Origin of the sequence: Acidovorax sp. SUPP1855 (assembly GCF_030158955.1) — a bacterium.
Lineage (GTDB): Bacteria > Pseudomonadota > Gammaproteobacteria > Burkholderiales > Burkholderiaceae_C > Paracidovorax.
This window is the reverse complement of record NZ_BQXI01000004.1, coordinates 124728-145616: the sequence shown is the minus strand read 5'-3', so window position 1 is coordinate 145616 and position 20889 is coordinate 124728. Positions and strand designations below refer to the sequence as shown.

20 protein-coding genes and 1 pseudogene are annotated in these 20889 nt (G+C 69.1%); 11 read left to right on the top strand and 10 right to left on the bottom strand.

Going from position 1 to position 20889, the window contains the following annotated elements; translation table 11 throughout:
* Positions 1-57 precede the first annotated feature (57 nt).
* Positions 58-774: an SIMPL domain-containing protein gene (locus tag AVMA1855_RS05180; RefSeq protein ID WP_284424866.1), complete on the bottom strand. Its 717-nt coding sequence runs from the start codon at positions 772-774 to the stop codon at positions 58-60.
* Between the two features lie 217 nt (positions 775-991).
* Here AVMA1855_RS05180 and ompR point away from each other — a divergent pair, with 217 nt between their 5' ends.
* Together ompR and AVMA1855_RS05170 are read left to right on the top strand one after the other, a co-directional pair.
* Complete coding sequence (gene ompR, locus AVMA1855_RS05175) at positions 992-1723, top strand: osmolarity response regulator transcription factor OmpR (protein WP_272564091.1); 732 nt, start codon at positions 992-994, stop codon at positions 1721-1723.
* A gap of 76 nt (positions 1724-1799) precedes the next feature.
* On the top strand, positions 1800-3299 hold the full coding sequence (locus tag AVMA1855_RS05170) for a sensor histidine kinase family protein (RefSeq protein WP_272564092.1): 1500 nt from the start codon (positions 1800-1802) through the stop codon (positions 3297-3299).
* Here the strand turns inward: AVMA1855_RS05170 and ispF are convergent.
* Positions 3280-3771, bottom strand: a complete 492-nt coding sequence (ispF, locus tag AVMA1855_RS05165) for a 2-C-methyl-D-erythritol 2,4-cyclodiphosphate synthase (RefSeq protein WP_284399393.1) — start codon at positions 3769-3771, stop codon at positions 3280-3282. The genes AVMA1855_RS05170 and ispF overlap by 20 nt on opposite strands.
* A 30-nt stretch (positions 3772-3801) precedes the next feature.
* On the bottom strand, positions 3802-4650 hold the full coding sequence (locus AVMA1855_RS05160) for an IspD/TarI family cytidylyltransferase (RefSeq protein ID WP_284424865.1): 849 nt from the start codon (positions 4648-4650) through the stop codon (positions 3802-3804).
* 152 nt (positions 4651-4802) lie between these two features.
* On the opposite strand from AVMA1855_RS05160, the gene mfd reads away from it, so the two are divergent.
* From mfd to AVMA1855_RS05140, 4 genes are all read left to right on the top strand, one after another.
* Positions 4803-8276 carry a transcription-repair coupling factor gene (gene mfd / locus AVMA1855_RS05155; protein ID WP_284424864.1) on the top strand — a complete coding sequence of 1158 codons (3474 nt, stop codon included), beginning with the start codon at positions 4803-4805 and terminating at the stop codon, positions 8274-8276.
* Positions 8277-8565: 289 nt separating this feature from the next.
* Positions 8566-9543 carry a Bug family tripartite tricarboxylate transporter substrate binding protein gene (locus tag AVMA1855_RS05150; RefSeq protein ID WP_284424863.1) on the top strand — a complete coding sequence of 326 codons (978 nt, stop codon included), beginning with the start codon at positions 8566-8568 and terminating at the stop codon, positions 9541-9543.
* 159 nt (positions 9544-9702) lie between these two features.
* On the top strand, positions 9703-10416 hold the full coding sequence (serB, locus tag AVMA1855_RS05145; protein ID WP_272564097.1) for a phosphoserine phosphatase SerB: 714 nt from the start codon (positions 9703-9705) through the stop codon (positions 10414-10416).
* Positions 10417-10673: 257 nt separating this feature from the next.
* Entirely contained in the window at positions 10674-11459 is a 786-nt protein-coding gene (locus AVMA1855_RS05140; RefSeq protein WP_284409001.1) for a MetQ/NlpA family ABC transporter substrate-binding protein, read from the top strand.
* Between the two features lie 141 nt (positions 11460-11600).
* Here the strand turns inward: AVMA1855_RS05140 and AVMA1855_RS05135 are convergent, their stop codons facing one another.
* Entirely contained in the window at positions 11601-12341 is a 741-nt protein-coding gene (locus AVMA1855_RS05135; protein ID WP_284424862.1) for an SDR family NAD(P)-dependent oxidoreductase, read from the bottom strand.
* A gap of 154 nt (positions 12342-12495) precedes the next feature.
* On the opposite strand from AVMA1855_RS05135, the gene AVMA1855_RS05130 reads away from it, so the two are divergent.
* Positions 12496-13389 carry a LysR family transcriptional regulator gene (locus AVMA1855_RS05130; protein WP_284424861.1) on the top strand — a complete coding sequence of 298 codons (894 nt, stop codon included), beginning with the start codon at positions 12496-12498 and terminating at the stop codon, positions 13387-13389.
* 108 nt (positions 13390-13497) lie between these two features.
* Here the strand turns inward: AVMA1855_RS05130 and AVMA1855_RS05125 are convergent, their stop codons facing one another.
* Entirely contained in the window at positions 13498-14157 is a 660-nt protein-coding gene (locus AVMA1855_RS05125) for a LysE/ArgO family amino acid transporter (protein ID WP_284424860.1), read from the bottom strand.
* A 68-nt stretch (positions 14158-14225) separates the two neighbouring features.
* Here AVMA1855_RS05125 and AVMA1855_RS05120 point away from each other — a divergent pair.
* Positions 14226-15164, top strand: a pseudogene (locus tag AVMA1855_RS05120) (HTH-type transcriptional regulator ArgP).
* Positions 15165-15252: 88 nt separating this feature from the next.
* Positions 15253-15777 carry a group III truncated hemoglobin gene (locus AVMA1855_RS05115; protein WP_284424859.1) on the top strand — a complete coding sequence of 175 codons (525 nt, stop codon included), beginning with the start codon at positions 15253-15255 and terminating at the stop codon, positions 15775-15777.
* Here AVMA1855_RS05115 and AVMA1855_RS05110 read toward each other — a convergent pair.
* Together AVMA1855_RS05110 and AVMA1855_RS05105 are read right to left on the bottom strand one after the other, a co-directional pair.
* Complete coding sequence (locus tag AVMA1855_RS05110) at positions 15679-15918, bottom strand: DUF3820 family protein (RefSeq protein ID WP_272548262.1); 240 nt, start codon at positions 15916-15918, stop codon at positions 15679-15681. The genes AVMA1855_RS05115 and AVMA1855_RS05110 overlap by 99 nt on opposite strands.
* Positions 15919-15929: 11 nt before the next feature.
* Complete coding sequence (locus AVMA1855_RS05105; protein ID WP_272548263.1) at positions 15930-16289, bottom strand: translation initiation factor Sui1; 360 nt, start codon at positions 16287-16289, stop codon at positions 15930-15932.
* Positions 16290-16497: 208 nt separating this feature from the next.
* Between AVMA1855_RS05105 and AVMA1855_RS05100 the strand changes: the two genes are divergently transcribed.
* Positions 16498-17772: a DEAD/DEAH box helicase gene (locus AVMA1855_RS05100; protein ID WP_284424858.1), complete on the top strand. Its 1275-nt coding sequence runs from the start codon at positions 16498-16500 to the stop codon at positions 17770-17772.
* 24 nt (positions 17773-17796) lie between these two features.
* Here AVMA1855_RS05100 and AVMA1855_RS05095 read toward each other — a convergent pair whose 3' ends face one another.
* The 3 genes from AVMA1855_RS05095 to AVMA1855_RS05085 form a co-directional block, all read right to left on the bottom strand.
* Positions 17797-18801 carry an aldo/keto reductase gene (locus tag AVMA1855_RS05095; RefSeq protein ID WP_284424857.1) on the bottom strand — a complete coding sequence of 335 codons (1005 nt, stop codon included), beginning with the start codon at positions 18799-18801 and terminating at the stop codon, positions 17797-17799.
* Positions 18802-18868: 67 nt separating this feature from the next.
* The gene (locus tag AVMA1855_RS05090) at positions 18869-19087 is read right to left on the bottom strand and encodes a SlyX family protein (RefSeq protein WP_284424856.1); all 219 of its coding nucleotides are present in this window, start codon (positions 19085-19087) and stop codon (positions 18869-18871) included.
* 26 nt (positions 19088-19113) lie between these two features.
* Entirely contained in the window at positions 19114-20019 is a 906-nt protein-coding gene (locus tag AVMA1855_RS05085) for a LysR family transcriptional regulator (RefSeq protein WP_284424855.1), read from the bottom strand.
* Between the two features lie 97 nt (positions 20020-20116).
* Here AVMA1855_RS05085 and AVMA1855_RS05080 point away from each other — a divergent pair, with 97 nt between their 5' ends.
* The gene (locus AVMA1855_RS05080) at positions 20117-20881 is read left to right on the top strand and encodes a sulfite exporter TauE/SafE family protein (protein WP_284424854.1); all 765 of its coding nucleotides are present in this window, start codon (positions 20117-20119) and stop codon (positions 20879-20881) included.
* The last annotated feature ends 8 nt before the right edge of the window (positions 20882-20889 follow it).

Genomic DNA, 20889 nt, shown 5'->3' with positions numbered 1-20889 from the left:
CTGCCCTGGCATCCAGGGAAGGAGGCGGCCCGGCGCGGGCTTCAGCCCGCCAACCCTTCAGCGCAGTTGCACGGCGCCGGAGACGTTCACCACCACCTGCGCCTTGCCGGCTTCCACCGGTACGGGCGCATCGGCGGACATCGACGACATCTTGGCCTCCATGGCCATCATGCGCGGCCGGGGGCCGGGGATCATCTCGTTGCTGTTCACCGCCACCTCCCGCAGCGTGTAGCCGCTGAAGCCGAAGCCGCGCGCCAGTTCATTCGCACGGGCCTTGAATTGCTCGATGGCCTTGGTCTGCGCCTCGCCCTCCACCTTCTCGCGGGCCTCGCGCGACAGGTCGAAGGCGATCTGGCTGATCGGCATGGACTGGATCTTGCCGGCGGTGGTGGTGATGCGCGAGAAATCACGGCCCTGCAGGATCAGCTCGGCCCGGCCCTGCCAGCCGTTGATCTTGCCCTCCTTGCCATAGCGCGGGTACATGCCGAACGCGCCGGTGCGCACGTCCATCTGGTCCGGCTGGGCAGAGCGCTTGGCCTCCGCCAACGCGGAGTCCAGCGCTTGCTTGAGCTGCGTCTGCACCGTGGCTGCATCGGCACCTTCCTTGCTGGTGGCCAGCGTGAGCACCAGCAGGTCCTGCTGGACATCCACGGTGCCGGTCGCGGACAGCTGCAGCACATTCTGCGGTGGCGGCATCACGGCGTTTTGGGAGAAAGCGGCGCCAGTGCACACCAGAAAAGCACCTGCAGCTATTATTTTGGTAGCAATTTTCATGATAGGAATCCTTGTGAAGAGAAAGTGGACGGGTGCATCGGACACCCTTGAAACGCTACGTTAACCGGTCGAGATCAATCGGCGGTAAAGGCCCGATAGCGTCTGTGCGTGGCGGGGCAAAACTTGTAACAGTTGGTCAGGTATCTGGCAAAAAGCCGAACTTCGGGGTTCAAGGTGGTCAGAATCGGCTCTGTTACAAATAGGACTTGGGAAACAAATGGCCTCAACAACCAACCGTACCGACAAGATTCTCGTGGTGGATGACGACGCCCGCATTCGCGATTTGCTGCGGCGCTATCTCACGCAAGAGGGCTTCGAAGTCATGGTTGCGGAAGATGGCAAGGCCCTCAACCGCATTCTGCTGCGCGAAACCGTGGACCTCATCGTGCTGGACCTGATGATGCCCGGCGAGGACGGCCTCTCGATCTGCCGCCGCCTTCGCGCCGCCAATGATCGCACTCCCATCATCATGCTGACCGCCAAGGGCGAGGACGTGGACCGCATCGTGGGCCTGGAAGTGGGCGCCGACGATTACCTGGGCAAGCCGTTCAACCCCCGCGAACTGCTGGCCCGCATCCACGCGGTACTGCGCCGCAGGCCGCCGCAAGAGGCGCCGGGCGCTCCGTCGGGCGACAACGAGGTCGTCACCTTCGGTCCTTTCACCTTCGATCTGGGCACGCGCGCACTGCAGCGCAGCGGCGAAGAGCTGCCGCTCACCACCGGTGAGTTCGCCATGTTGAAGGCGCTGGTCCGCCACCCACGGCAGCCGCTGTCGCGGGAAAAGCTGGCCCTGCTGGCGCGCGGCCGCGAGTTCGAGCCGTTCGACCGCAGCCTGGACGTGCAGGTGTCCCGACTGCGCAAGCTGGTCGAGGTGGACGCTGCGGCGCCCCGCTACATCCAGACCGTCTGGGGCGTGGGCTACGTGTTCGTGCCGGACGGCACGAGCTGATCTCCCTTTTGCCGAGGGCCGCGTTTTCGCCGTGGCGCCCCCTGCCCTCCGGCAATTTCCCGATGATTCTCACGACATGAGCGCCAACTACGAAGCAGCGTCGTCCGACGCCACCAGCCCCGCCCCCCTGGAGGCCCCCGTGTACCTGCGGGCGCAGCGTGCACGGGTGGGGCTGAACCTTTTCTGGCGCACGTTCTTCCTGCTCGCGCTGTTGCTGGTGGGCAGCATCCTGGCCTGGCTGCAGACGCTGCGGGCGCTGGAGTTCGAGCCGCGCACGCTGCAGACGGCGCAGCAGATCGCCTCGCTGGTGAACCTGAGCCGCGCGGCGCTGGTGCATGCCGATGCGATCGCGCGCGTCTCGCTGATCAAGACCATGGCCGACCAGGAAGGCGTTCGCATCCTGCCGCGCGAGCCGTCCGACCGCTTCGACCTGCTGGACGCCTCGGCCCTGGGCATGCGGCTGACCGAAGAACTCACCACCCGCCTGGGGCCAGGCACCATCGTGGCGAGCAACGTCAATGGCGAAAGCGGCCTGTGGGTGGGCTTCACCATCAACGGCGACCCCAACTGGCTGCTGATGGACCGGTCCCGCTTGAGCGCTGCCGGGGGCAAGACGTGGATGATCTGGCTCATCACCGCCGCAGCGTTGTCGCTGGCGGGTGCCGCGGCCATCGCGCGCCTGATCAACCGGCCGCTCAAACAGCTGTCGTATGCCGCGAACCGCGTGCGCGACGGCGACTTCGCCGCCAGCCAGCTCGACGAAGAAGCCGTGACCAGCGAAATCCGCGAGGTGAACATCGGCTTCAACCGCATGGCGCAAAAGCTCGCCAAGCTGGAGCAGGACCGCGCCGTGATGCTGGCGGGCATTTCGCATGACCTGCGCACGCCCCTGGCCCGCCTGCGGCTGGAAACCGAAATGAGCGTGTCGGACAACGTGGCCCGCGAACACATGGTGGCCGACATCGTGCAGCTCGACGCCACCATCGACAAGTTCCTCGACTACGCCCGCCCCGACAACGTGACCCTGAACCCGGTCAACCTGCATGGCGTGGTGTCGTCGTGCGTGTACGCCGTGCAGGACCACCGCGAGCTGCAGATCTCGATGAACGTGCCCGAGGACCTGAACGTGCTGGCCGACGAGGTGGAGCTGGCGCGCGTGATCTCCAACCTGCTCGAGAATGCCCGCCGCTACGGCAAGACGCACGACAGCGGCACGGCCACCGTAGACATCGCGGCCAAGGGGCGCGAGAAGTGGGTGCTCATCAAGGTGCGCGACCACGGCCCGGGCGTGCCGCCGGAGCAGCTGGCCAACCTAACCAAGCCGTTCTTCCGCGGCAATTCGGCCCGCACGGCGGCCGCCGGCGCGGGCCTGGGTCTGTCCATCGTGGACAAGACGGTGCAGCGCATGGGAGGCATCTTCGCCCTGGCCAATTCGGGATCGGGCGGGCTGGTGGCCCACATCCAGCTGCAGCGGGCGACCGACCTGCCCGGCGGCAAGGACCCCAAGCAGCGCCTGCAGCGCCCGCAGATCAAGCGCAACCTGCCCCCGCGCCGCCCTAAGCCGGCGAAGGCTTGACGAACAGCAGCGTCGCGGCCCGGGCCTCCATGGCGAGGCCCTGCCCCACCGGACCGAGCCGCTCGGCGGTCTTGGCCTTGACGTTGACCTGACCCTCCTGCAGCGACAGCGCCTGCGCGATGCGGGCCCGCATCGCGGGGATGTGGGCGGCCAGGCGCGGCGCCTGCGCGATCACCGTGCTGTCGATGTTGCCGATCTCGTAACCCTGCGCGCGCACACGCCGCGCGGCCTCCACCAGCAGCGCCACGGAATCCGCGCCTTTGAACGTGGGGTCGGTGTCCGGGAAGTGGCTGCCGATGTCCCCCAGCGCGGCGGCGCCCAATAGCGCGTCGGTGATGGCGTGCAGCAGCACGTCGGCATCGGAATGGCCGAGCAGGCCCATGGTGTGCGGCACGTCCACACCGCCGATGACGAGGCGGCGCCCCGGCACCAGCGCATGCACGTCCCAGCCTTCGCCGATTCGGATGTTCATCGTTCGCGTTCCTGCAGGCGCTGCGCGCGCCTAAAAAATCGTCTTGCCCGGCACGGCCGAGGCTTCGCCCCGGGCGCCGCCGAAGCGGTCCAGGGTGGCGGCATGCATGCGCTGCGCCAGCACCGCTTCGGCCAGCGCGAAGTCGGCCGGGTAGGTCACCTTGAAGTTCTGCGCGCCGCCCGGCACCAGCCGGGGGTGCAGGCCCATGACCTCCATGGCGCTCGCTTCGTCGGTGGCCGCCGGGCCCAGGTGCTCCAGCGCCTGCCGCAGCGGCCCGAGGCGGAACATCTGGGGCGTCTGGGCGAGCCACTTGTCGGTGCGGTCCACCGTGGAGGACACGCGCACGCCGCCCGGGCCGTCGATCGCGGTCTTGAGCGTGTCGGCCAGCTTGTGGGCCAGCAGCCCGCCCACGGCGTCGTCGGCGCAGGCGTCGATCAATGCGTCGATCTGCGCCGTGGTGACCAGGCAGCGGGCCGCATCGTGCACCAGCACCCAATCCTCGGGCAGCGCGCCGCGCTCTTGCAGCACGCGCAGGCCGCCCAGCACCGTCGCCGCGCGGGTGGCGCCCCCGCAGGGGGCCACGAAGAAGGTGGGCTGCGGCTGGCCGTCGAAAAACGCATCGCCCGGGGCCACGGCCACCAGCGTGCCCAGCAGCCGGCCCACGCCGGCGAACGCGGCCAGGGTGTGCAGCACCATGGGATGCCCGGCCACCGGCTGGTACTGCTTGGGCAGCACCGGCACCTGGCCTGGCGCGCCCCGGTCGATCCCCGAAGGCTGCGCCACCGCACGGGCGCCCACGCCGGCACAGGGCACCAGGGCCCAGAAACGCCCCTGGCCGGAGAGCGGTGGCGGCGAAAGGTGCGGGAGCAGATCGGTCATGGGGCGGCCATTGTAGGAGGGCCGGGCGTCCCCATCTGACAACGTGCGCCGAGAGCACGCCGCCTAGAATTGCCACTCGCCCGCACCGCCCGACCGCCGCGCACACCGCGCCCCCGGGGCCGGTGTCCCGGGCCCGACGCACCGCCACCCGCATGGACCTCCCCAAACTCATCCCTGGAAAACGTTTCACCCTGCCACGCCCGGTGGGCAGCGCCGATGCCCTGCTGCTGGCGCGCCTGGGCGAGCGAGAGAAAGCCGCGCGGCGCACCACCGCCATCGTGACGGCCGACGCCACCGATGCGCGGCGCCTCATCGACGAGATGGCGTTCTTCGCCCCCGAGCTGCGCTGCGCGCTGTTTCCGGACTGGGAGACGCTGCCCTACGACACGTTCTCCCCGCACCAGGACCTGATCAGCGAGCGCCTGGCCACGCTGTGGCGCATCAGCCAGGGCGAAGCGGACGTGGTGCTGGTGCCGGCCACCACGGCACTGTACCGGGTGGCGCCGCCCTCCTTTCTCGCGGGCTACACCTTCCACTTCAAGGTCAAGCAGAAGCTGGACGAGGCGAAGTTCAAGGCGCAGCTCACGCTGGCGGGCTACTCCCACGTGTCGCAGGTGGTGAGCCCGGGCGAGTACGCGGTGCGCGGCGGGCTGATCGACCTCTTTCCGATGGGCTCGCTGGTGCCCTACCGCGTGGACCTGTTCGACGATGAGATCGACAGCATCCGCACGTTCGATCCGGACAGCCAGCGCAGCCTGTACCCCGTGCCGGAGGTGCGCCTGCTGCCGGGCCGCGAATTCCCGATGGACGACGACGCACGGGCCAAATTCCGCAGCCGCTGGCGCGAGATGCTGGAGGGCGACCCGACCAAGAGCCGCATCTACAAGGACATGGGCAACGGCGTGGCCACCGCGGGCATCGAGTACTACCTGCCGCTCTTCTTCGACGAGACGGCGACCGTGTTCGACTACCTCGGCGCCGAGGCCACCGTGGTGCTGCACGGCGATCTGGAGCCGGCCTTCCAGCGGTTCTGGCAGGACACGAAGGACCGCCATCGCCTGATCCAGGGCGACCCGGACCGCCCGGCCCTGCCGCCGGAAGCGCTGTTCCTCACCACCGAGCAGTTCTACACCCGTGCCAACGCGCACGCGCAACTCGCCTTGCGACCGGGCGTGGAGGACATTGCCGACAACGCCCATTTCCAGAAGCTGGGCGACCTGTCGGTGGCGCGCGGTGCCGAAGACCCCCTGGCGCGCCTGCACGCCCACATCCGCAACACCCCGCACCGCGTGCTGCTGCTGGCGGAAAGCGCCGGGCGGCGCGAGAGCCTGCTCGATTTCCTGCGCGCCTCGCAGTTGAGCCCGCCGGCCTTCGACTCGCTGGCCGAGTTCCAGGCCCATGGCGAGGAGAAGGTGGGCATCGCCACCGCCGCCGTCACGACGGGCTTCAGCTGGCTCGGCGACGGCATCGACTTCGTGACCGAGACCGAGCTGTTCGCCGCCGGCGCCACCACGCGCCGGCGCAAGAAGCAGGAGCAGGTGAGCGATGTCGAGGCGCTGATCAAGGACCTGTCCGAGCTCAACGTGGGCGACCCGGTGGTGCACAGCGCGCACGGCATCGGCCGCTACCACGGGCTCATCAACATGGACGTGGGCCAGAAGAACCCCGACGGCACGCCCGCGCTGCAGGAGTTTTTGCACCTCGAATACGCCGACAAGGCGGTGCTGTACGTGCCGGTCAGCCAGCTGCAGCTCATCAGCCGCTACACGGGCGTGAGCGCCGACGAGGCGCCGCTGCACAAGCTGGGCAGCGGCCAATGGGAGAAGGCCAAGCGCAAGGCGGCCGAGCAGGTGCGCGACTCCGCGGCCGAGCTGCTCAACATCTACGCCCGCCGCGCGGCGCGCGAAGGCCACGCCTTCCGCTACTCGCCGCAGGACTACGAGCAGTTCGCCAACGACTTCGGCTTCGAGGAAACGGCCGACCAGAACGCAGCCATCCACGCCGTCATCCAGGACATGATCTCGCCCCGCCCCATGGACCGCCTGGTCTGCGGCGACGTGGGCTTCGGCAAGACCGAGGTGGCCCTGCGCGCGGCCTTCGTGGCCGTCACGGGCGGCAAGCAGGTGGCGTTCCTCGCACCCACCACGCTGCTGGCCGAGCAGCACTACCAGACGCTGATGGACCGCTTCGGCAAATGGCCGGTGAAGGTGGCTGAGGTGTCGCGCTTCCGTTCGGGCAAGGAGATCACCTCTGCCATCAAGGGCATCGGCGACGGCACGGTGGACATCGTGGTGGGCACGCACAAGCTGCTCTCCGAATCCACCCAATTCCACAACCTGGGCCTGCTCATCATCGACGAGGAGCACCGCTTCGGCGTGCGCCACAAGGAGCAGATGAAGGCACTGCGCGCCGAGGTGGACGTGCTCACCCTCACCGCCACGCCCATCCCGCGCACGCTCGGCATGGCGCTGGAGGGCCTGCGCGACCTGTCCGTGATCGCCACGGCGCCCCAGCGGCGCCTGGCCATCAAGACCTTCGTGCGCAACGAGGGCACGGGCGTGATCCGCGAGGCCGTGCTGCGCGAACTGAAGCGCGGCGGGCAGTGCTACTTCCTGCACAACGAGGTCGAGACCATCGAGAACCGGCGCCAGAAGCTGGAAGAGATATTGCCCGAGGCCCGCATCGCCGTGGCCCACGGCCAGATGCCCGAGCGCGAGCTGGAAAAGGTCATGCGCGACTTCGTGGCGCAGCGCTACAACATCCTGCTGTGCTCGACCATCATCGAGACCGGCATCGACGTGCCCACGGCCAACACCATCATCATGAGCCGCGCCGACAAGTTCGGCCTGGCGCAGCTGCACCAGCTGCGCGGCCGCGTGGGCCGAAGCCACCACCAGGCCTATGCCTACCTGATGGTGCCGGACATCGAGGGCCTGACCAAGCAGGCCGCGCAGCGGCTCGACGCCATCCAGCAGATGGAGGAGCTGGGCAGCGGCTTCTACCTGGCCATGCACGACCTGGAGATCCGCGGCGCGGGCGAAGTGCTGGGCGAGAACCAGAGCGGCAACATGCTGGAGGTGGGGTTCCAGCTCTACAACGAGATGCTGTCGGAGGCCGTGCGCTCGCTCAAGGCGGGCAAGGAGCCCGACCTGCTGGCGCCGCTGTCCGTCACCACCGACATCAACCTGCACGCGCCCGCGCTGCTGCCCAATGACTACTGCGGCGACGTGCACCTGCGCCTGTCGTTCTACAAGAAGCTGGCCACCGCCAAGACCACCGACCAGATCGACAGCCTGCTGGAGGAGATCGTGGACCGCTTCGGCAAGCTGCCGCCGCAGGCGCAGACCCTGATCGACGTGCACCGCCTGCGCTGCATGAGCCAACCCTATGGCGTGGTCAAGGTGGATGCGGCGCCCGGCGTGATCCACATCACCTTCAAGCCGCAGCCGCCGATCGATCCGATGAACATCATCCACCTGATCCAGAAGAACAAGCACATCAAGCTGGCCGGCAACGAGAAGCTGCGCATCGAACGCGAACTGCCCGAGGCCAAGGACCGGGTGCAGATGGTGCGCGACGTGCTGCGCAGCCTGGGGCAGCCGCTGGCGCAGGGCGCGCCCGCCTGACGGATGGCTTGGGACGGTGCCGTGGTGAGCGGCATGCCATGCGCTGTGTTCGGTGCCTTCCGGCCGGGGCGCCCCGCCATCTGGCCGGACTCTTTGCATTCAGAGCGAAACGTGCCCTGAGCGCAATAAGTACTAGGGCATATAGCTATAAAAATAATAGCATCCGACATGCCAATCGCTGGCGCACGCGCCAGCACACCGCGAACGGGTGCAGGAATTGCTTGGACCCTGGAACGCGCCGGTATGGCACCGGCGGCCATTCGTTCCAACCGATCCAAGGAGTCCGCTCATGCGTGTTGCACGCCCGATCCCGGCATTTTTCTGCGCCCTCGGCCTCGTGGCCACGGCAGCGCCCGCGCTGGCCCAGGGCACCTACCCGGACCACCCGGTGAAAGTGATCGTCGCGCTCCCCGCTGGCGGCAGCGCCGACATGATCGCGCGCATGGTGGGCCAGAAGATGGCGGCCGAACTGGGCCAGCCGTTCGTGGTGGACAACAAGGCGGGCGCCTCGGGCCAGATCGGCACACCCATGGTGGCCCGTGCGGCGCCGGACGGCTACACGATCATGGTGTCGCCGGCGTCGTTCCTGACCACCAACAAGAGCATCTTCAAGACCCTGCCCTATGACCCGCAGGCCGACTTCGTGCCCATCACCAAGCTGGTGAACCAGCCGATGGTGCTGGTCGCCAAGGACGCGCAGAAGTTTCCGAGCGTGGCCGCCGTGCTGCAGGCGGCCCGGGCCGCACCGGGCCGGGTGACCTACGCATCGTCGGGCGACGGCAGCCCGCAGCACCTGGCGGCGCTGATGTTCGGCACCCGCACGCAATCGAGCATGCTGCATGTGCCGTACAAGGGTGGTGCCCCGGCCATCAACGACACGCTGGCGGGCAACGTGGACCTCATGTTCGCCGTGCTGCCCGAAGCGTTGCCCCACATCCAGTCGGGCAAGCTGCAGGCGCTGGCGGTGATGAGCGCACAGCGTTCGGCGGTGCTGCCGCAGGTGCCCACCATGGCGGAAAGCGGCGTGCCGCAGGTGGAACTGTCGGCCTGGGTCGGCCTGCTGGCACCGGCCAGGACGCCGCAGCCCGTCATCGACCGGCTGCGCAGCGCCGCCCACGCCGCCTTGGCGGGCGACACCCAGACCCGGCTGGCAGCCAGCGGCATGGAAGTGGCGCCCGGCACCACCCAGCAACTGCAGGACACCATCGCCGCGGAAATCAAACTGCACGCCGAACTGGTCAAGGCGGCCGGGCTGGCGCCCCAGTGAAGCAACGAGGCGGGAGCGGCAGCGATCACGGCAAAGCCAGGCAGCGGCAGGCGACCTGGGGATAATCCCCGCTGTGTCCCGGAACGCCGCCGCTGCGCGCCGGGCAGTCCCCTCCCCCTTCCTTTTGTCTTCGCCGCAGGATCTTTCCTCCCCCCATCCATGAGTGCCGCCACCGAATTCGCTCCCGGCCTTGTCGTCCAAGGCCTTTCCACCCCGCTGTCCCTGTCGGACTTCAAGCTCATCGCATTCGACATGGACTCCACCCTGATCAACATCGAGTGCGTGGACGAGATCGCCGACGCGGCCGGCCGCAAGGCCGAAGTGGCCGCCATCACCGAGGCCGCCATGCAGGGCCTGATCACCGACTACAAGGAAAGCCTGCGCCAGCGCGTGGCCCTGCTGCGCGGCGTGACCGTCGGGCACCTGGAACACGTGTTCGCCGAGCGGCTGCGCTTCAACCCCGGCGCCAAGGAACTGGTGGCCGCGGCCCGCTCCGCGGGCTTGACCACGCTGCTGGTCTCGGGCGGCTTCACGTTCTTCGCCGACCGGGTCCGCGCCGGGCTGGGCATCGATCTCGCGCGGTCGAACCAGCTGGAGGTCGAGGACGGCGTGCTCACCGGCCGCATGGTGGACCAGGCCTGGGGCGACATCTGCGACGGCGCCGAGAAACGCCGGACGCTGCTGGAAGTGGCCTCGCTCCTGGGCATTTCGCCCAGCCAGGCCATTGCCGTGGGTGACGGCGCCAACGACCTGCCCATGATGGGGGCCGCGGGCCTGTCGGTGGCCTACCACGCCAAGCCGGCGGTGCGGGCCCAGGCCAAGGTGGCGATCAACGAAGGCGGGCTGGATCGCCTGCTGGAAGTGCTGCGCTGACGCCCTGGCGTGCCCATCGGCGCGCCACCCTGATTGCTATTCTTTCAATAGCAACCAAGCCAAACGATACTAGGGCATCAGCCTCTTTTCATTTGAATAGCGAGCCACAAAATCGCATAAGAGGTTCGCTCGTTATATCGATATGAAAATAAAAGAATGGCGCATGCCCGCGCCCTTCTTTACATTCGCGTCTTCCAACGGCGCGCGCTGGGGCGCCCCGCCGACCAATCCAACCGACTGAAATGAAAGCCCTCTCCATGCTGAAGAAAACGCTGTCCGCCATTGCCGTCGCCACCCTGGCCTTCTCGGCGCATGCCGCCGATGTGCTCAAGGTCGCGGCCTCGGCGGTGCCGCATGCGGAAATCCTGAACTTCGTGAAGCCGCAGCTCAAGGCCCAGGGCGTGGACCTGCAGGTCAAGGAATTCAGCGACTACATCCAGCCCAATGCCGCGGTGGAAGACAAGCAGCTGGACGCCAACTTCTTCCAGCACCAGCCCTACCTGGACAGCTACAACAAGGACCGCAAGAGCAGCATCGTCGCCGTGCCCGACGGCAAGGTGCACGTGGAGCCCTTCGGCGCCTATTCCCGGAAGATCAAGGCCGTGGGCGAGCTCAAGGAAGGCGCCCTGGTCGCCATCCCCAACGACCCGTCCAACGCCGGCCGCGCGCTGATCCTGCTGCAAAAGCAGGGCCTGATCGAGCTGAAGGACCCCAAGAACATCACGGCCACCCCGATCGACATCGTGAAGAACCCCAAGAAGCTCAAATTCCGCGAACTCGAAGCCGCCCTGCTGCCGCGCGCGCTGCAGGACGTGGACCTGGCGCTCATCAACACCAACTACGCCATCGAGGCCAAGCTCAACCCCACCAAGGACGCGCTGTTCATTGAAGGCGCTGACTCGCCCTACGCCAACCTGGTGGCCGCGCGCGCAGACCGCGCCAACGACCCCCGCATCCAGAAGCTGGTGAAGGCGCTGCACACGCCGGAAGTGAAGAAGTTCATCCAGGACAAGTACCAGGGCGCCGTGGTGCCCGCGTTCTGAGGGCGGACCAACGTCGCGCCTGCGGCCCGCACGCACCGGCACACGCGGCGATGCGGGCCGCGTCGCCTGCAGATGGCCGTCGCCTCCGGGGCCAGCGCCGGCAGCGCACCGGCGCTTTAAGCCGCCGGACTCCGATGGGGCTCAGAACACCATGCCCCCGGCAACGTCGATGGTCGTTCCGGTGATCCATCCACCGCGCTCCGACACCGCGAACGCCACGGCGTCGGCGATGTCCGCAGGCGTCCCCACCCGGCCGAGCGGCGTCTTGCCGACCAGCATGTCGACCATCTCCTTGGGGGCATCGGCACTGCCTTCCGTTTTCACGAAGCCCGGGGCGATACCCACCACCCGGATCTGGCGGGGTCCGAGTTCTATGGCCAGCGAACGCGTCAGCGTGTCGACTGCGCCTTTGGTGGCCGAGTAGGCATGCACCGCCGGGTAGGGACTCTTGGCCAGCCCCGAACTGATGTTGACCACGACGCCACCCGCCGGCAGCACGCGCGCAGCAGCCTGCGTGGTCAAAAGCAAACCCCGCACATTGAGCGCGAAGTGGGCATCGATGCTGTCCGCCGTCAGCGAATCCAGCGAGTCCATGCGGTAGATGCCCGCGTTGTTCACGAGGATGTCCAGCCGACCGAACTGTGCAAGGGCAGCATCGATCAACGGCTGGATCTGCGATGGCTGCGAGAGGTCTGCCTGCGCGGCGACTGCCCGGCCACCTGCGGCGGTGATGCGGCGCACAACGGCGTCCGCGTCCGATGCAGCGGTGGCGTAGTTCACGACGATGGACGCGCCATCGGCGGCCAGTCGCTCGGCGATGCCGGCACCGATGCCTTTGGACGAACCGGTGACGATCGCGACCTTGCCTGAGAGTGAGCTCATGGATGTTCCTTAGGGGTGATGAGGGTGGAGGAATGAAGTGTTGGGATTCCCATCGGCGCCGGGCCGGAGAAGCGCCAACGATAGGCACAACGTCGCTTTAGATAAATGGGTGCTCGCGGCATGCGGCATGAAGCAGTGCTTCACAATCGGCGCCATGTCCCCCGATCTCCTGGCCCCCATTGCCGCGTTCGCGCGCGTTGCGCACCATGCGAGCTTCACCCGGGCCGCCGCGGAACTGGGTGTGTCGCCGTCGGCGCTGTCGCAGACGATCCGCAAGCTGGAAGCCAGTCTGGGTGTGCGGCTGCTTGACCGTTCGACGCGGCGCGTCGGCGTCACTGAACTGGGCCAGCGGTTACTGGCACAGGCGCAGCCGAGCCTGGCGTCGTTGGCGCTTGCCATCGAAGGCATGAACGAGTCGCGAGACAGGCCGTCAGGGCTGCTGCGGCTCAATGTTTCGCGCACCACCGCCGACATCGTGGTGCTACCGCACCTGCAGGCGTTCCTCGCGGAGTTCCCGGACATCACGCTCGACCTGCATTGCGACAACGCGCTGCTCGACATCGTGGCTGGCGGCTTCGATGCCGGCATCCGACTGGGGGAGTCCCTGGCGCAGGACGTGGTGGCCGTGCCCATCGGCGGGCGGCAGCGCATCGCGACGGTGGCGTCACCCCGTTACCTGCAAGGACGCGCCTTGCCGCAGGTGCCCCAGGACCTGGCCGGCCATCGCTGCCTCAACGTGCGGCTGGGCGGGGGGATCTACCGCTGGGAATACACGAACAGGGGGCGCGCGGTCGAGGTGGAAGTGCAGGGGCCGCTGATCTCGAACGACGGAGACATCCTGATCGCGGCAGTGCGCGCCGGCGCCGGCATCGCCTGCGTGTTCGAAGTGCAGGTGGCCGACGACATCGCCGCAGGCCGGCTGATGCCGGTGCTCAAGCCCTGGTGGCCGACCTTTCCGGGCTTCTACCTCTACCACCCGAGCCGCACCCACGTGCCGCGCAAGCTGCGCGTGTTCATTGACTTCCTGCAGGCCCGCGCGAGGCCCTGAAAGCCGCGCCACGCTGCACCAAGGGGGCAGCACGGTGATCGAGCGAAGGCGCTGCGGCTCGGTGATCCGCACGTGGCGGCACCGCCGCCGGCGCGCTCGCTCGCCGGATCAATCGCCCTGCAGGCTGCGCGCCACCCACCACGCCAGCGCAAACATGGTGGCACCCGTCAACGTGTCGAGCACTCGCCACGCGCGCGGATTGGCGAACACGTGCTGCAGCCGCCGACCCGCGAAGGCCAGCACGAGAAACCACAGCAGGCTGGCGCAGGCGGCACCCACCACGAAGACCCACTTCAGGCCGCCATCCTGCCGCGCCCCAATCGACCCGATCAGCACCACGGTGTCCAGGTACACGTGCGGATTGAGCAGCGTGATGACGGCCAGCGCGCCGACGACGCCCAATGCACTGCGTTCGGTCCGCCCCGTGGCGGCCAGCGCCGCCTGCGGTGCGCAGAACGCCCGGTGCCACGCGAAGCATCCGTAAGCGAACAGGAACACCGCCCCGCCCAACGTCAGGCACCAAGCCAGCGTGGGCGATTGGCCCAGCAACTGCGCCATGCCGGCCACGCCCACCGCCACCAGCAACGCGTCGCTGATGACGCACCAGGCAATGCAGGCGCGTACATGGCGGCCCTGCACGGCCTGGCGCAGCACAAACAGGTTCTGTGCGCCGATGGAGACGATCAACGTCAGGCACACCGTGAATCCGGCCAGCCACGAGGCGGAGACGGAAGCGGCAGAAAAGGAGGGGGGCGAGGCGATCCACATGGGTGAATTGTCCGAACCGCATTGATTTAAGTAAACTTAAAGTCTCTAAGCAATATGAAGCAAAACTAATGCTTGACTATGCCGGCCTGGAAGCCTTGGCGGCCGTGGTGCGCTAAGGCAGCTTCGAGCGCGCTGCGCGCAAGCTGCACGTCACGCCCTCGGCCATCTCGCAACGCGTGAAGCAGTTGGAAGAGCGCGCAGGCCAGGTGCTGGTGCTGCGCGGAACGCCGTGCATGGGCACCGACGCGGGCCGCCGGCTCTGCCTCCACGTGGAACAGGTGGCCTTGCTGGAAAACGAACTGCGCCGTGCCAACCCTGCGTTGATGCCCGACACCCAGGCGCCAGCCCCCACATTGAAGCTGGCGGTGAATGCCGATTCGCTGTCGACCTGGTTCATGGACGCGATGGCGGCCTTCACTGCAGGAGGTAACGAGCTGCTGGACATCCGCATCGACGACCAGGAACACACTGCCCAGCGACTGCGCGAAGGCGAGGTGATCGCCGCCGTCACCGCCAGCGCCGGCAGCATCGCGGGCTGCAACACCTGGCCGCTGGGCGCCATGCACTATGTGGCGGTCGGCAGCCCGCCATTCGTGGAGCGCCACTTCGGCGGCGGCGTGACGCCCGAGACTGCCGCGCTCGCGCCCATGATGGTCTATGGCCGCAACGACCGCCTGCAGGACCAGTGGCTGCAGCGCCAGGGCCTGGCCTCGCGCCGCCACCCGCCCCGCCACTTCATGCCGTCCAACCAGGGCTTTCTGCGCAGCTGCGAGGTCGGCATGGGCTGGGGCATGCACCCCACCGTGCTGATCGAACGGCAACTGGCCGATGGCACGCTGGTGGAGCTACGGCCGCAGGCGGGGATGGACGTGCCCCTGTACTGGGCGCTGCCGCGCTCGGCCCAGGCGGGGCTGGAGCGGCTCACGCGCTGCGTGATGGCGGCGGCGGGGGCCTGGCTGGGCGACGGCACGGCGCGACCATCGCTTGCTGCGCGTCAAACCCCTTGACGCCGGAACGGGCATGCTCTGCCCCGGCCCGGTCCAACCCACCCGACCACCCGACTTCAACCACCGCGCAGCCCTGCGCACCGACCCGATGGATTCAACCGCACACCTTCAGCTCCCCGTCCGGCACATCCTGGACCTGGCGGGCATCACCGACCTCGTGCACGGCTTCTACGCCGACGTGCGCGCCGATGCCCTGCTGGGCCCCGTGTTCGACGCGGCGCTGCAGGACCGCTGGGAGCCGCACTTGGCGCGCATGGTGGACTTCTGGAGCACGGTGGCGCTGGGCAGCCGGCGCTACCGCCGCAACGTGCTCGCGCGGCACGGTGCGCTGGAGGGCGTGACACCGGGGCATTTCGCGGCCTGGGTGGGGTTGTGGCGGCAGCACACCGAGCGCCGCTTCGCGCCCGAGGTCGCGCATTCGCTGCAGCAGGCCGCGCACGGCGTGGCCCGCGCGCTGTTCCGCAAATGCTTCGGGCACCGGCCGGCGGCCACTGAGAGCGCACGCGACGGCGGTTCAGCGCCGGGACGCCGGGCCCTGCCCGGCCTGGGCGCGCAGCGGCTCCAGCAGGGCCGACAGGCCGTTGTGGTCGATCTCGTGCATGAGGGCCAGTAGCCGGCCCAGATCGCCGCGCGGAAAGCCCTCGCGGGCGAACCAGTTCAGGTAGTTGCCCGGCAGGTCCGCAATGGCGTGGCCCTTGTACTTGCCGTAGGGCATCTGGACGGTCAGCAGGCGCTGCAGTTGTTCCGGGTCCATGGCTGCGCCTCTCAGCCCCCGGCCCGCTTGACGGTGTGGCCCCGTTGCCGCAACGCGTCCATCACGCGCTCGACATGGTCGCCCTGCACCTCGATCACGCCGTCCTTCACGGTCCCGCCGCTGCCGCACGCGGCCTTGAGCTGCTTGCCCAGCAGCGCCAGCGCGGCCTCGTCGAGCGCCACGCCCTTCACCACCGTGACCGCCTTGCCGCCCCGCCCCTTGGTCTCGCGCGAGACCCGCACGGTGCCATCGCCCGCCGGCACAGCGCGTGCCGCCTGGCAGGCGCACTGCGCCACGGGCTGGCGGCAGCCGGGGCACATGCGGCCGGATTCGGTCGAATAGACGAGGCCGCCCAGGTCGCTCAGGCGCATGGCGGCACCCCCTGGGCTTTGAAGAAAACGGCGGCGATGGCAATCAGGCGCATGGCGAGAGACCCGGGGCGCGGGCGAAGGACGGCGGGCAAGGAATGAAGGCAGGAAATGAGGCAGGAAAGGCCTCAAAGACCGCGAATTATCCGCATCCCGCCCCAGGGCGGCACAATCGCGGGTTCCCTCCTTCGCGCCCCGGTGCGCGCCTGCCATGCCTTTTGCTTCCCTCGGCCTCTCGCCCGCCCTTGTCCACGCCGCCGATGCGATGGGCTTCACCACGCCCACGGCGGTCCAGGCCGAGGCCATTCCGGCCGTGCTGCGTGGTGCCGACGTGCGGGCCTGCGCGCAGACCGGTTCGGGCAAGACCGCCGCCTTCGCCTTGCCGCTGCTGCAGCAGTGCCTGCCGCACACGCTGGCCCAGGCCGGCCGGGGCGCGCGCCGCGTGCGGGCCCTGGTGCTGGTGCCCACGCGCGAGCTGGCGGAGCAGGTCGGCGAGGTCCTGCGCGATCTGGCCCGGCACCTGCTGCCGCAGCGCCTGGCGGTCGCCGTGGTGTTCGGCGGCGTCTCGATCAACCCGCAGATGATGGGCCTGCGCAGCGGGGCCGACATCGTCGTCGCCACGCCGGGCCGCCTGCTGGACCTGATGGACCACAACGCGGTGGCGCTCTCCGCCGTGCAGACCCTGGTGCTGGACGAGGCCGACCGCCTGCTCGACTTAGGCTTCGCCGAGGAACTGAACCGCGTGCTGGCCCTGTTGCCCGTGGAGCGGCAGAACCTGCTGTTTTCGGCCACCTTCGCGCCGGCGGTGGCCGCGCTGGCCGACGGCCTGCTGCGCGAGCCGGTGCGCATCGAGATCGCCCACTCGCCCGAGACCACGCCCGACATCGCCCAGCGCGCCATCGCCGTGGACCCGGGCCGGCGCACGCAGCTGCTGCGCCACCTCGTGCAGACGCACGAATGGTCGCGCGTGCTGGTGTTCGTGGCCACGCAGTACGCGGCCGAGCACGTGGCCGAGAAGCTCTACCAGGCGGGCATCTTCGCCTCGCCCTTCCATGGGGGGCTGAGCCAGGGCGCGCGCAAGCAGGTGCTGCAGGAGTTCAAGGACGACCGCTGGCAGGTGGTGGTGACGACCGACCTCGCCTCGCGCGGGATCGACATCGCGCAACTGCCCGTGGTGGTCAACTTCGACCTGCCCCGCTCGGTGACCGATTACGTGCACCGCATCGGCCGCACCGGCCGCGCGGGCGAGACCGGCGTGGCCGTGAGCTTCGTCAGCGCCAGCACCGAGGCCCACTGGCGCCTGATCGAAAAGCGCCAGCGCATGGCCCTGCCGCTGGAGCAGATCCCCGGCTTCGAGCCCACCGAGGCCGCGCCCGCCGCCCCGCCGGGCAACGGCGGCATCAAGGGCAAGCGCCCGAGCAAGAAAGACAAGCTGCGGGCGGCCGCGGCCCGCCAGGGCCAGGAGAATGGTGGCGCGGACGACTGAGCCGCGCCAGCCGTCGTCGCTCGATCAGCCCCGGGTGCGCGGGTACAGCGGGTAGGCCGGGTCGGTGTAGCCCGGGGTGGACGGGTGGCCCGGGGCCACCAGCTCGTTCACCAGCGCTTCGTCCTGCGCGGTGATCTCCACGCCCAGCGCCGGCGCGTAGTCCTGCCACTGCGCCAGGGTGCGCGGGCCGGCGATCACGGCGCTCACCGCGCGGTGCGCCAGCACCCAGGCCGTGGCGAACTGGGCCAGCGTCACGCCGCGTTCCTCGGCATGTTGTTTCAACTGCTGCGCGATCTGCAGCGATTCCTCGCGGAACTCGGTTTCGGCCATGCGCTTGTCGCCACGTGCCGCGCGCGTGCCCTCGGCGGGCGGCTGGCCCGGCAGGTACTTGCCGGTGAGCACGCCGCGCGCAATCGGGCTGTAGGGCACCACGCCCACGCCGTGGTGCGCGCAGGCCGGCAGGATCTCCACCTCGGGCATGCGGTTGAGCAGGTTGTAGTACGGCTGGCAGACCACGGGCCCGGGCAGGCCCATGCGCGCCGCCAGGTGCACCAGCTCCGTGATGCGCCAGGCGCGGAAGTTGGACACGCCCCAGTAGCGGATCTTGCCGGCGCGCAGCAGCGCATCGATGGCGAACAACGGCTCCTGCAGGTCCATGTCGTTGACGTCGCGGTGCAGGTACAGGATGTCCACGTGGTCGGTCTGCAGCCGGGCCAGGCTGGCATCCACCTCGCGCAGCATCCAGGTGCGGGAATACTGCGATTCGTTCACCCGGTCGGACATCTTGTTGCCCAGCTTGGTCGCCAGCACCCAGTCGTGGCGCTGGCCCTTGAGCAACTCGCCCAGCATCGTTTCCGACGCGCCCCGGGTGTACACGTCGGCCGTGTCGATGAAGTTCACGCCGCGCTCGCGCGCGTCGGCCACGATGGCCGCGGCCTCGTCGCGCCCCGTCTGGTCGCCGAACATCATGGTGCCCAGGCACAGGGCGGAGACTTGCAGGTTGCTGCGGCCAAGGCGGCGGTATTGCATGGCAAGGACCTTTCGGTGTGAAGAAAAAGAGGGAGGAAGAGCGAACCCGGCGGGGGCGCGCGGCAGGTCAGTAGTGCGGCGGCAGTTCGTCGCGCAGGCTGCGCACGGTCGCCCCGCCGCCTTCGGGGATCTGCTGGCGCAGCTGGGACACCTCGGCGATGAGCCGGTCGATCTGCTGCTGTTGCCGGTAGATGGTGAGGTTGAGCTGGTCGAGCAGGTCTTCGGCGAAGCTGGCCTTGATCTCCAGCTCGTTCAGGCGCTGTTCGTTGGGATGGGTGTCGGGCATGCCGCTATTGGAACCGAAACCACGCTTCACCCGCCGCCGGTGCCTGGCGACGCCCCCAGCACCCGTGCCACCAATTGCCGGGCAGGGGCCGGCAGCGCGTCCAGTTCCCGCACGCACAGCACCAGCGAGCGCGCGGCCCATCCGTCGTCCAGGGCCACGGCCCGCACGCCGGCCGAACGGCCGCAGCGCTGCACCACGGCGCGCGGCACCACGGCCAGGCCCACGCCCTGCCCCACCATGCGGCAGACCGCCTCGAAGCTGCCAAGGCGGATGCGGTAGCGCGGGCGGGTGCCCAGCCGGCGGGCATGGCCCGCGAGGTGGTCGTCCAGCGCGCTGCCGGCCGGCAGGCCCACCAGTTCCCAGTCCAGCACCTCGGCGAATGCGATGCGGCGGCGCGCCGCCAGCGCATGGCCGCGCGGCACCACCAGCACCAGCGGGTCCGCCCCCAGCACGAAGGCCTGCAAGCCCGCGGCATCGACCGAATCGGCCAGCACGCCGATCTCGCACACGCCGTGGCGCAAGGCGTCCACGATCTCGTGGCTGGGGCGCTCCTGCAGGTCCACCGACATGCCGGGATGGTCGTGCAGGAAACCCGCCAGCCGGTCGGGCAGCCAGGCGCTCAGCGCGGCGCTGTTGCACATCAGGCGCACGTGGCCGCGCAGGCCCGAGGCATGGTCGCCCAAGTCCCCCTGCATGCGCTCGATCTGCTGCAGCACGATCAACGCGTGCTGCAGCAAGGTCCGCCCGGCGGGGGTGGGCGACACGCCGCGCCGCGTGCGCAGCAGCAGCGGCACGCCCAGCGCGGATTCCATGCCGCGGATGCGCTCGCTGGCCGACGCCAGCGTGATGCAGCTGGCTGATGCGCCGGCGGTGATGGTGCCCGCCTCCAGCACGTTGGCGAACAGTCGCAGATCGGTCAGGTCGAATGCCATGGCGCCAAGGTAGCACGCCCTGCCTATGGCCTCGCCTGAGGCAGGCTGCGCCGAATCCCGATTGCCGGGTTAACGGGCGCCTCCAACAATCCACGGCATGACCGCATCGCTCACCCCCACCGCCTTCCTCGCGGCCACGGCCGTCTTCCTGCTCGCCGGGTGCGTCAAGGGCGTGGTGGGCCTGGGACTGCCGACCGTCGCGATGGCGCTGCTGGCCCTGGTCATGCCCCCCGCCCAGGCGGCGGCCTTGCTGGTGGTGCCCTCGCTGGTGACCAACCTGCTGCAGCTGCGTCCCCTGTCGGGGCTGGGGCCGATGGTGCGCCGGCTGGGCGGCATGCAGCTGGGCGTGTGCGCGGGCACCCTCGCGGGAGCCGCGTGGATCGGCGCGCCCGCCGGCCAGGGGGCGGCAGTGGCGCTGGGCACCGTGCTGATCCTGTACGCCGCCTGGGGCCTGCGCGGCGCCCCGCTGCAGGTGCCGGCGCGCGCCGAACGGTGGCTGGGGCCGGCCGTGGGCGTGGCAACGGGCCTGGTCACGGCCGCCACCGGCGTGTTCGTGGTGCCGGCGGTGCCCTACCTGCAGTCGCTGGGCCTGGCGCGGGACGAGCTCGTGCAGGCCATGGGGCTGTCGTTCACCGTCTCCACCCTGGTGCTGAGCGCCGGGCTGGCGGCCAACGGGGCGTACCCGGGCACGGCGGCCCTGTCGTCCGTGGCGCTGCTGGTGCCCGCCGTCATCGGCATGGCGGCCGGCCAGTGGCTGCGGGGGCGCCTGTCGCCCGCGTGGTTCAAGGCCTGCTTTTTCATCGGCCTGGGGCTGTTGGGTCTCTACATGGCCGTGCGCGGGCTGGTGTCCCTGCAGGCCTGACCGGTGCG

Coding starts and splice junctions, on each gene's coding strand:
- AVMA1855_RS05090 (WP_284424856.1), bottom strand. CDS start 19,087: ATGCCCGACACCCATCCCAACGAACAGCGCCTGAACGAGCTGGAGATC.
- AVMA1855_RS05080 (WP_284424854.1), top strand. CDS start 20,117: ATGACCGCATCGCTCACCCCCACCGCCTTCCTCGCGGCCACGGCCGTC.
- AVMA1855_RS05160 (WP_284424865.1), bottom strand. CDS start 4,650: ATGACCGATCTGCTCCCGCACCTTTCGCCGCCACCGCTCTCCGGCCAG.
- AVMA1855_RS05135 (WP_284424862.1), bottom strand. CDS start 12,341: ATGAGCTCACTCTCAGGCAAGGTCGCGATCGTCACCGGTTCGTCCAAA.
- AVMA1855_RS05100 (WP_284424858.1), top strand. CDS start 16,498: ATGCCTTTTGCTTCCCTCGGCCTCTCGCCCGCCCTTGTCCACGCCGCC.
- ompR (WP_272564091.1), top strand. CDS start 992: ATGGCCTCAACAACCAACCGTACCGACAAGATTCTCGTGGTGGATGAC.
- AVMA1855_RS05115 (WP_284424859.1), top strand. CDS start 15,253: ATGGATTCAACCGCACACCTTCAGCTCCCCGTCCGGCACATCCTGGAC.
- AVMA1855_RS05130 (WP_284424861.1), top strand. CDS start 12,496: ATGTCCCCCGATCTCCTGGCCCCCATTGCCGCGTTCGCGCGCGTTGCG.
- ispF (WP_284399393.1), bottom strand. CDS start 3,771: ATGAACATCCGAATCGGCGAAGGCTGGGACGTGCATGCGCTGGTGCCG.
- AVMA1855_RS05140 (WP_284409001.1), top strand. CDS start 10,674: ATGCTGAAGAAAACGCTGTCCGCCATTGCCGTCGCCACCCTGGCCTTC.
- AVMA1855_RS05125 (WP_284424860.1), bottom strand. CDS start 14,157: ATGTGGATCGCCTCGCCCCCCTCCTTTTCTGCCGCTTCCGTCTCCGCC.
- AVMA1855_RS05095 (WP_284424857.1), bottom strand. CDS start 18,801: ATGCAATACCGCCGCCTTGGCCGCAGCAACCTGCAAGTCTCCGCCCTG.
- AVMA1855_RS05105 (WP_272548263.1), bottom strand. CDS start 16,289: ATGCGCCTGAGCGACCTGGGCGGCCTCGTCTATTCGACCGAATCCGGC.
- AVMA1855_RS05150 (WP_284424863.1), top strand. CDS start 8,566: ATGCGTGTTGCACGCCCGATCCCGGCATTTTTCTGCGCCCTCGGCCTC.
- serB (WP_272564097.1), top strand. CDS start 9,703: ATGAGTGCCGCCACCGAATTCGCTCCCGGCCTTGTCGTCCAAGGCCTT.
- AVMA1855_RS05110 (WP_272548262.1), bottom strand. CDS start 15,918: ATGGACCCGGAACAACTGCAGCGCCTGCTGACCGTCCAGATGCCCTAC.
- AVMA1855_RS05170 (WP_272564092.1), top strand. CDS start 1,800: ATGAGCGCCAACTACGAAGCAGCGTCGTCCGACGCCACCAGCCCCGCC.
- mfd (WP_284424864.1), top strand. CDS start 4,803: ATGGACCTCCCCAAACTCATCCCTGGAAAACGTTTCACCCTGCCACGC.
- AVMA1855_RS05085 (WP_284424855.1), bottom strand. CDS start 20,019: ATGGCATTCGACCTGACCGATCTGCGACTGTTCGCCAACGTGCTGGAG.
- AVMA1855_RS05180 (WP_284424866.1), bottom strand. CDS start 774: ATGAAAATTGCTACCAAAATAATAGCTGCAGGTGCTTTTCTGGTGTGC.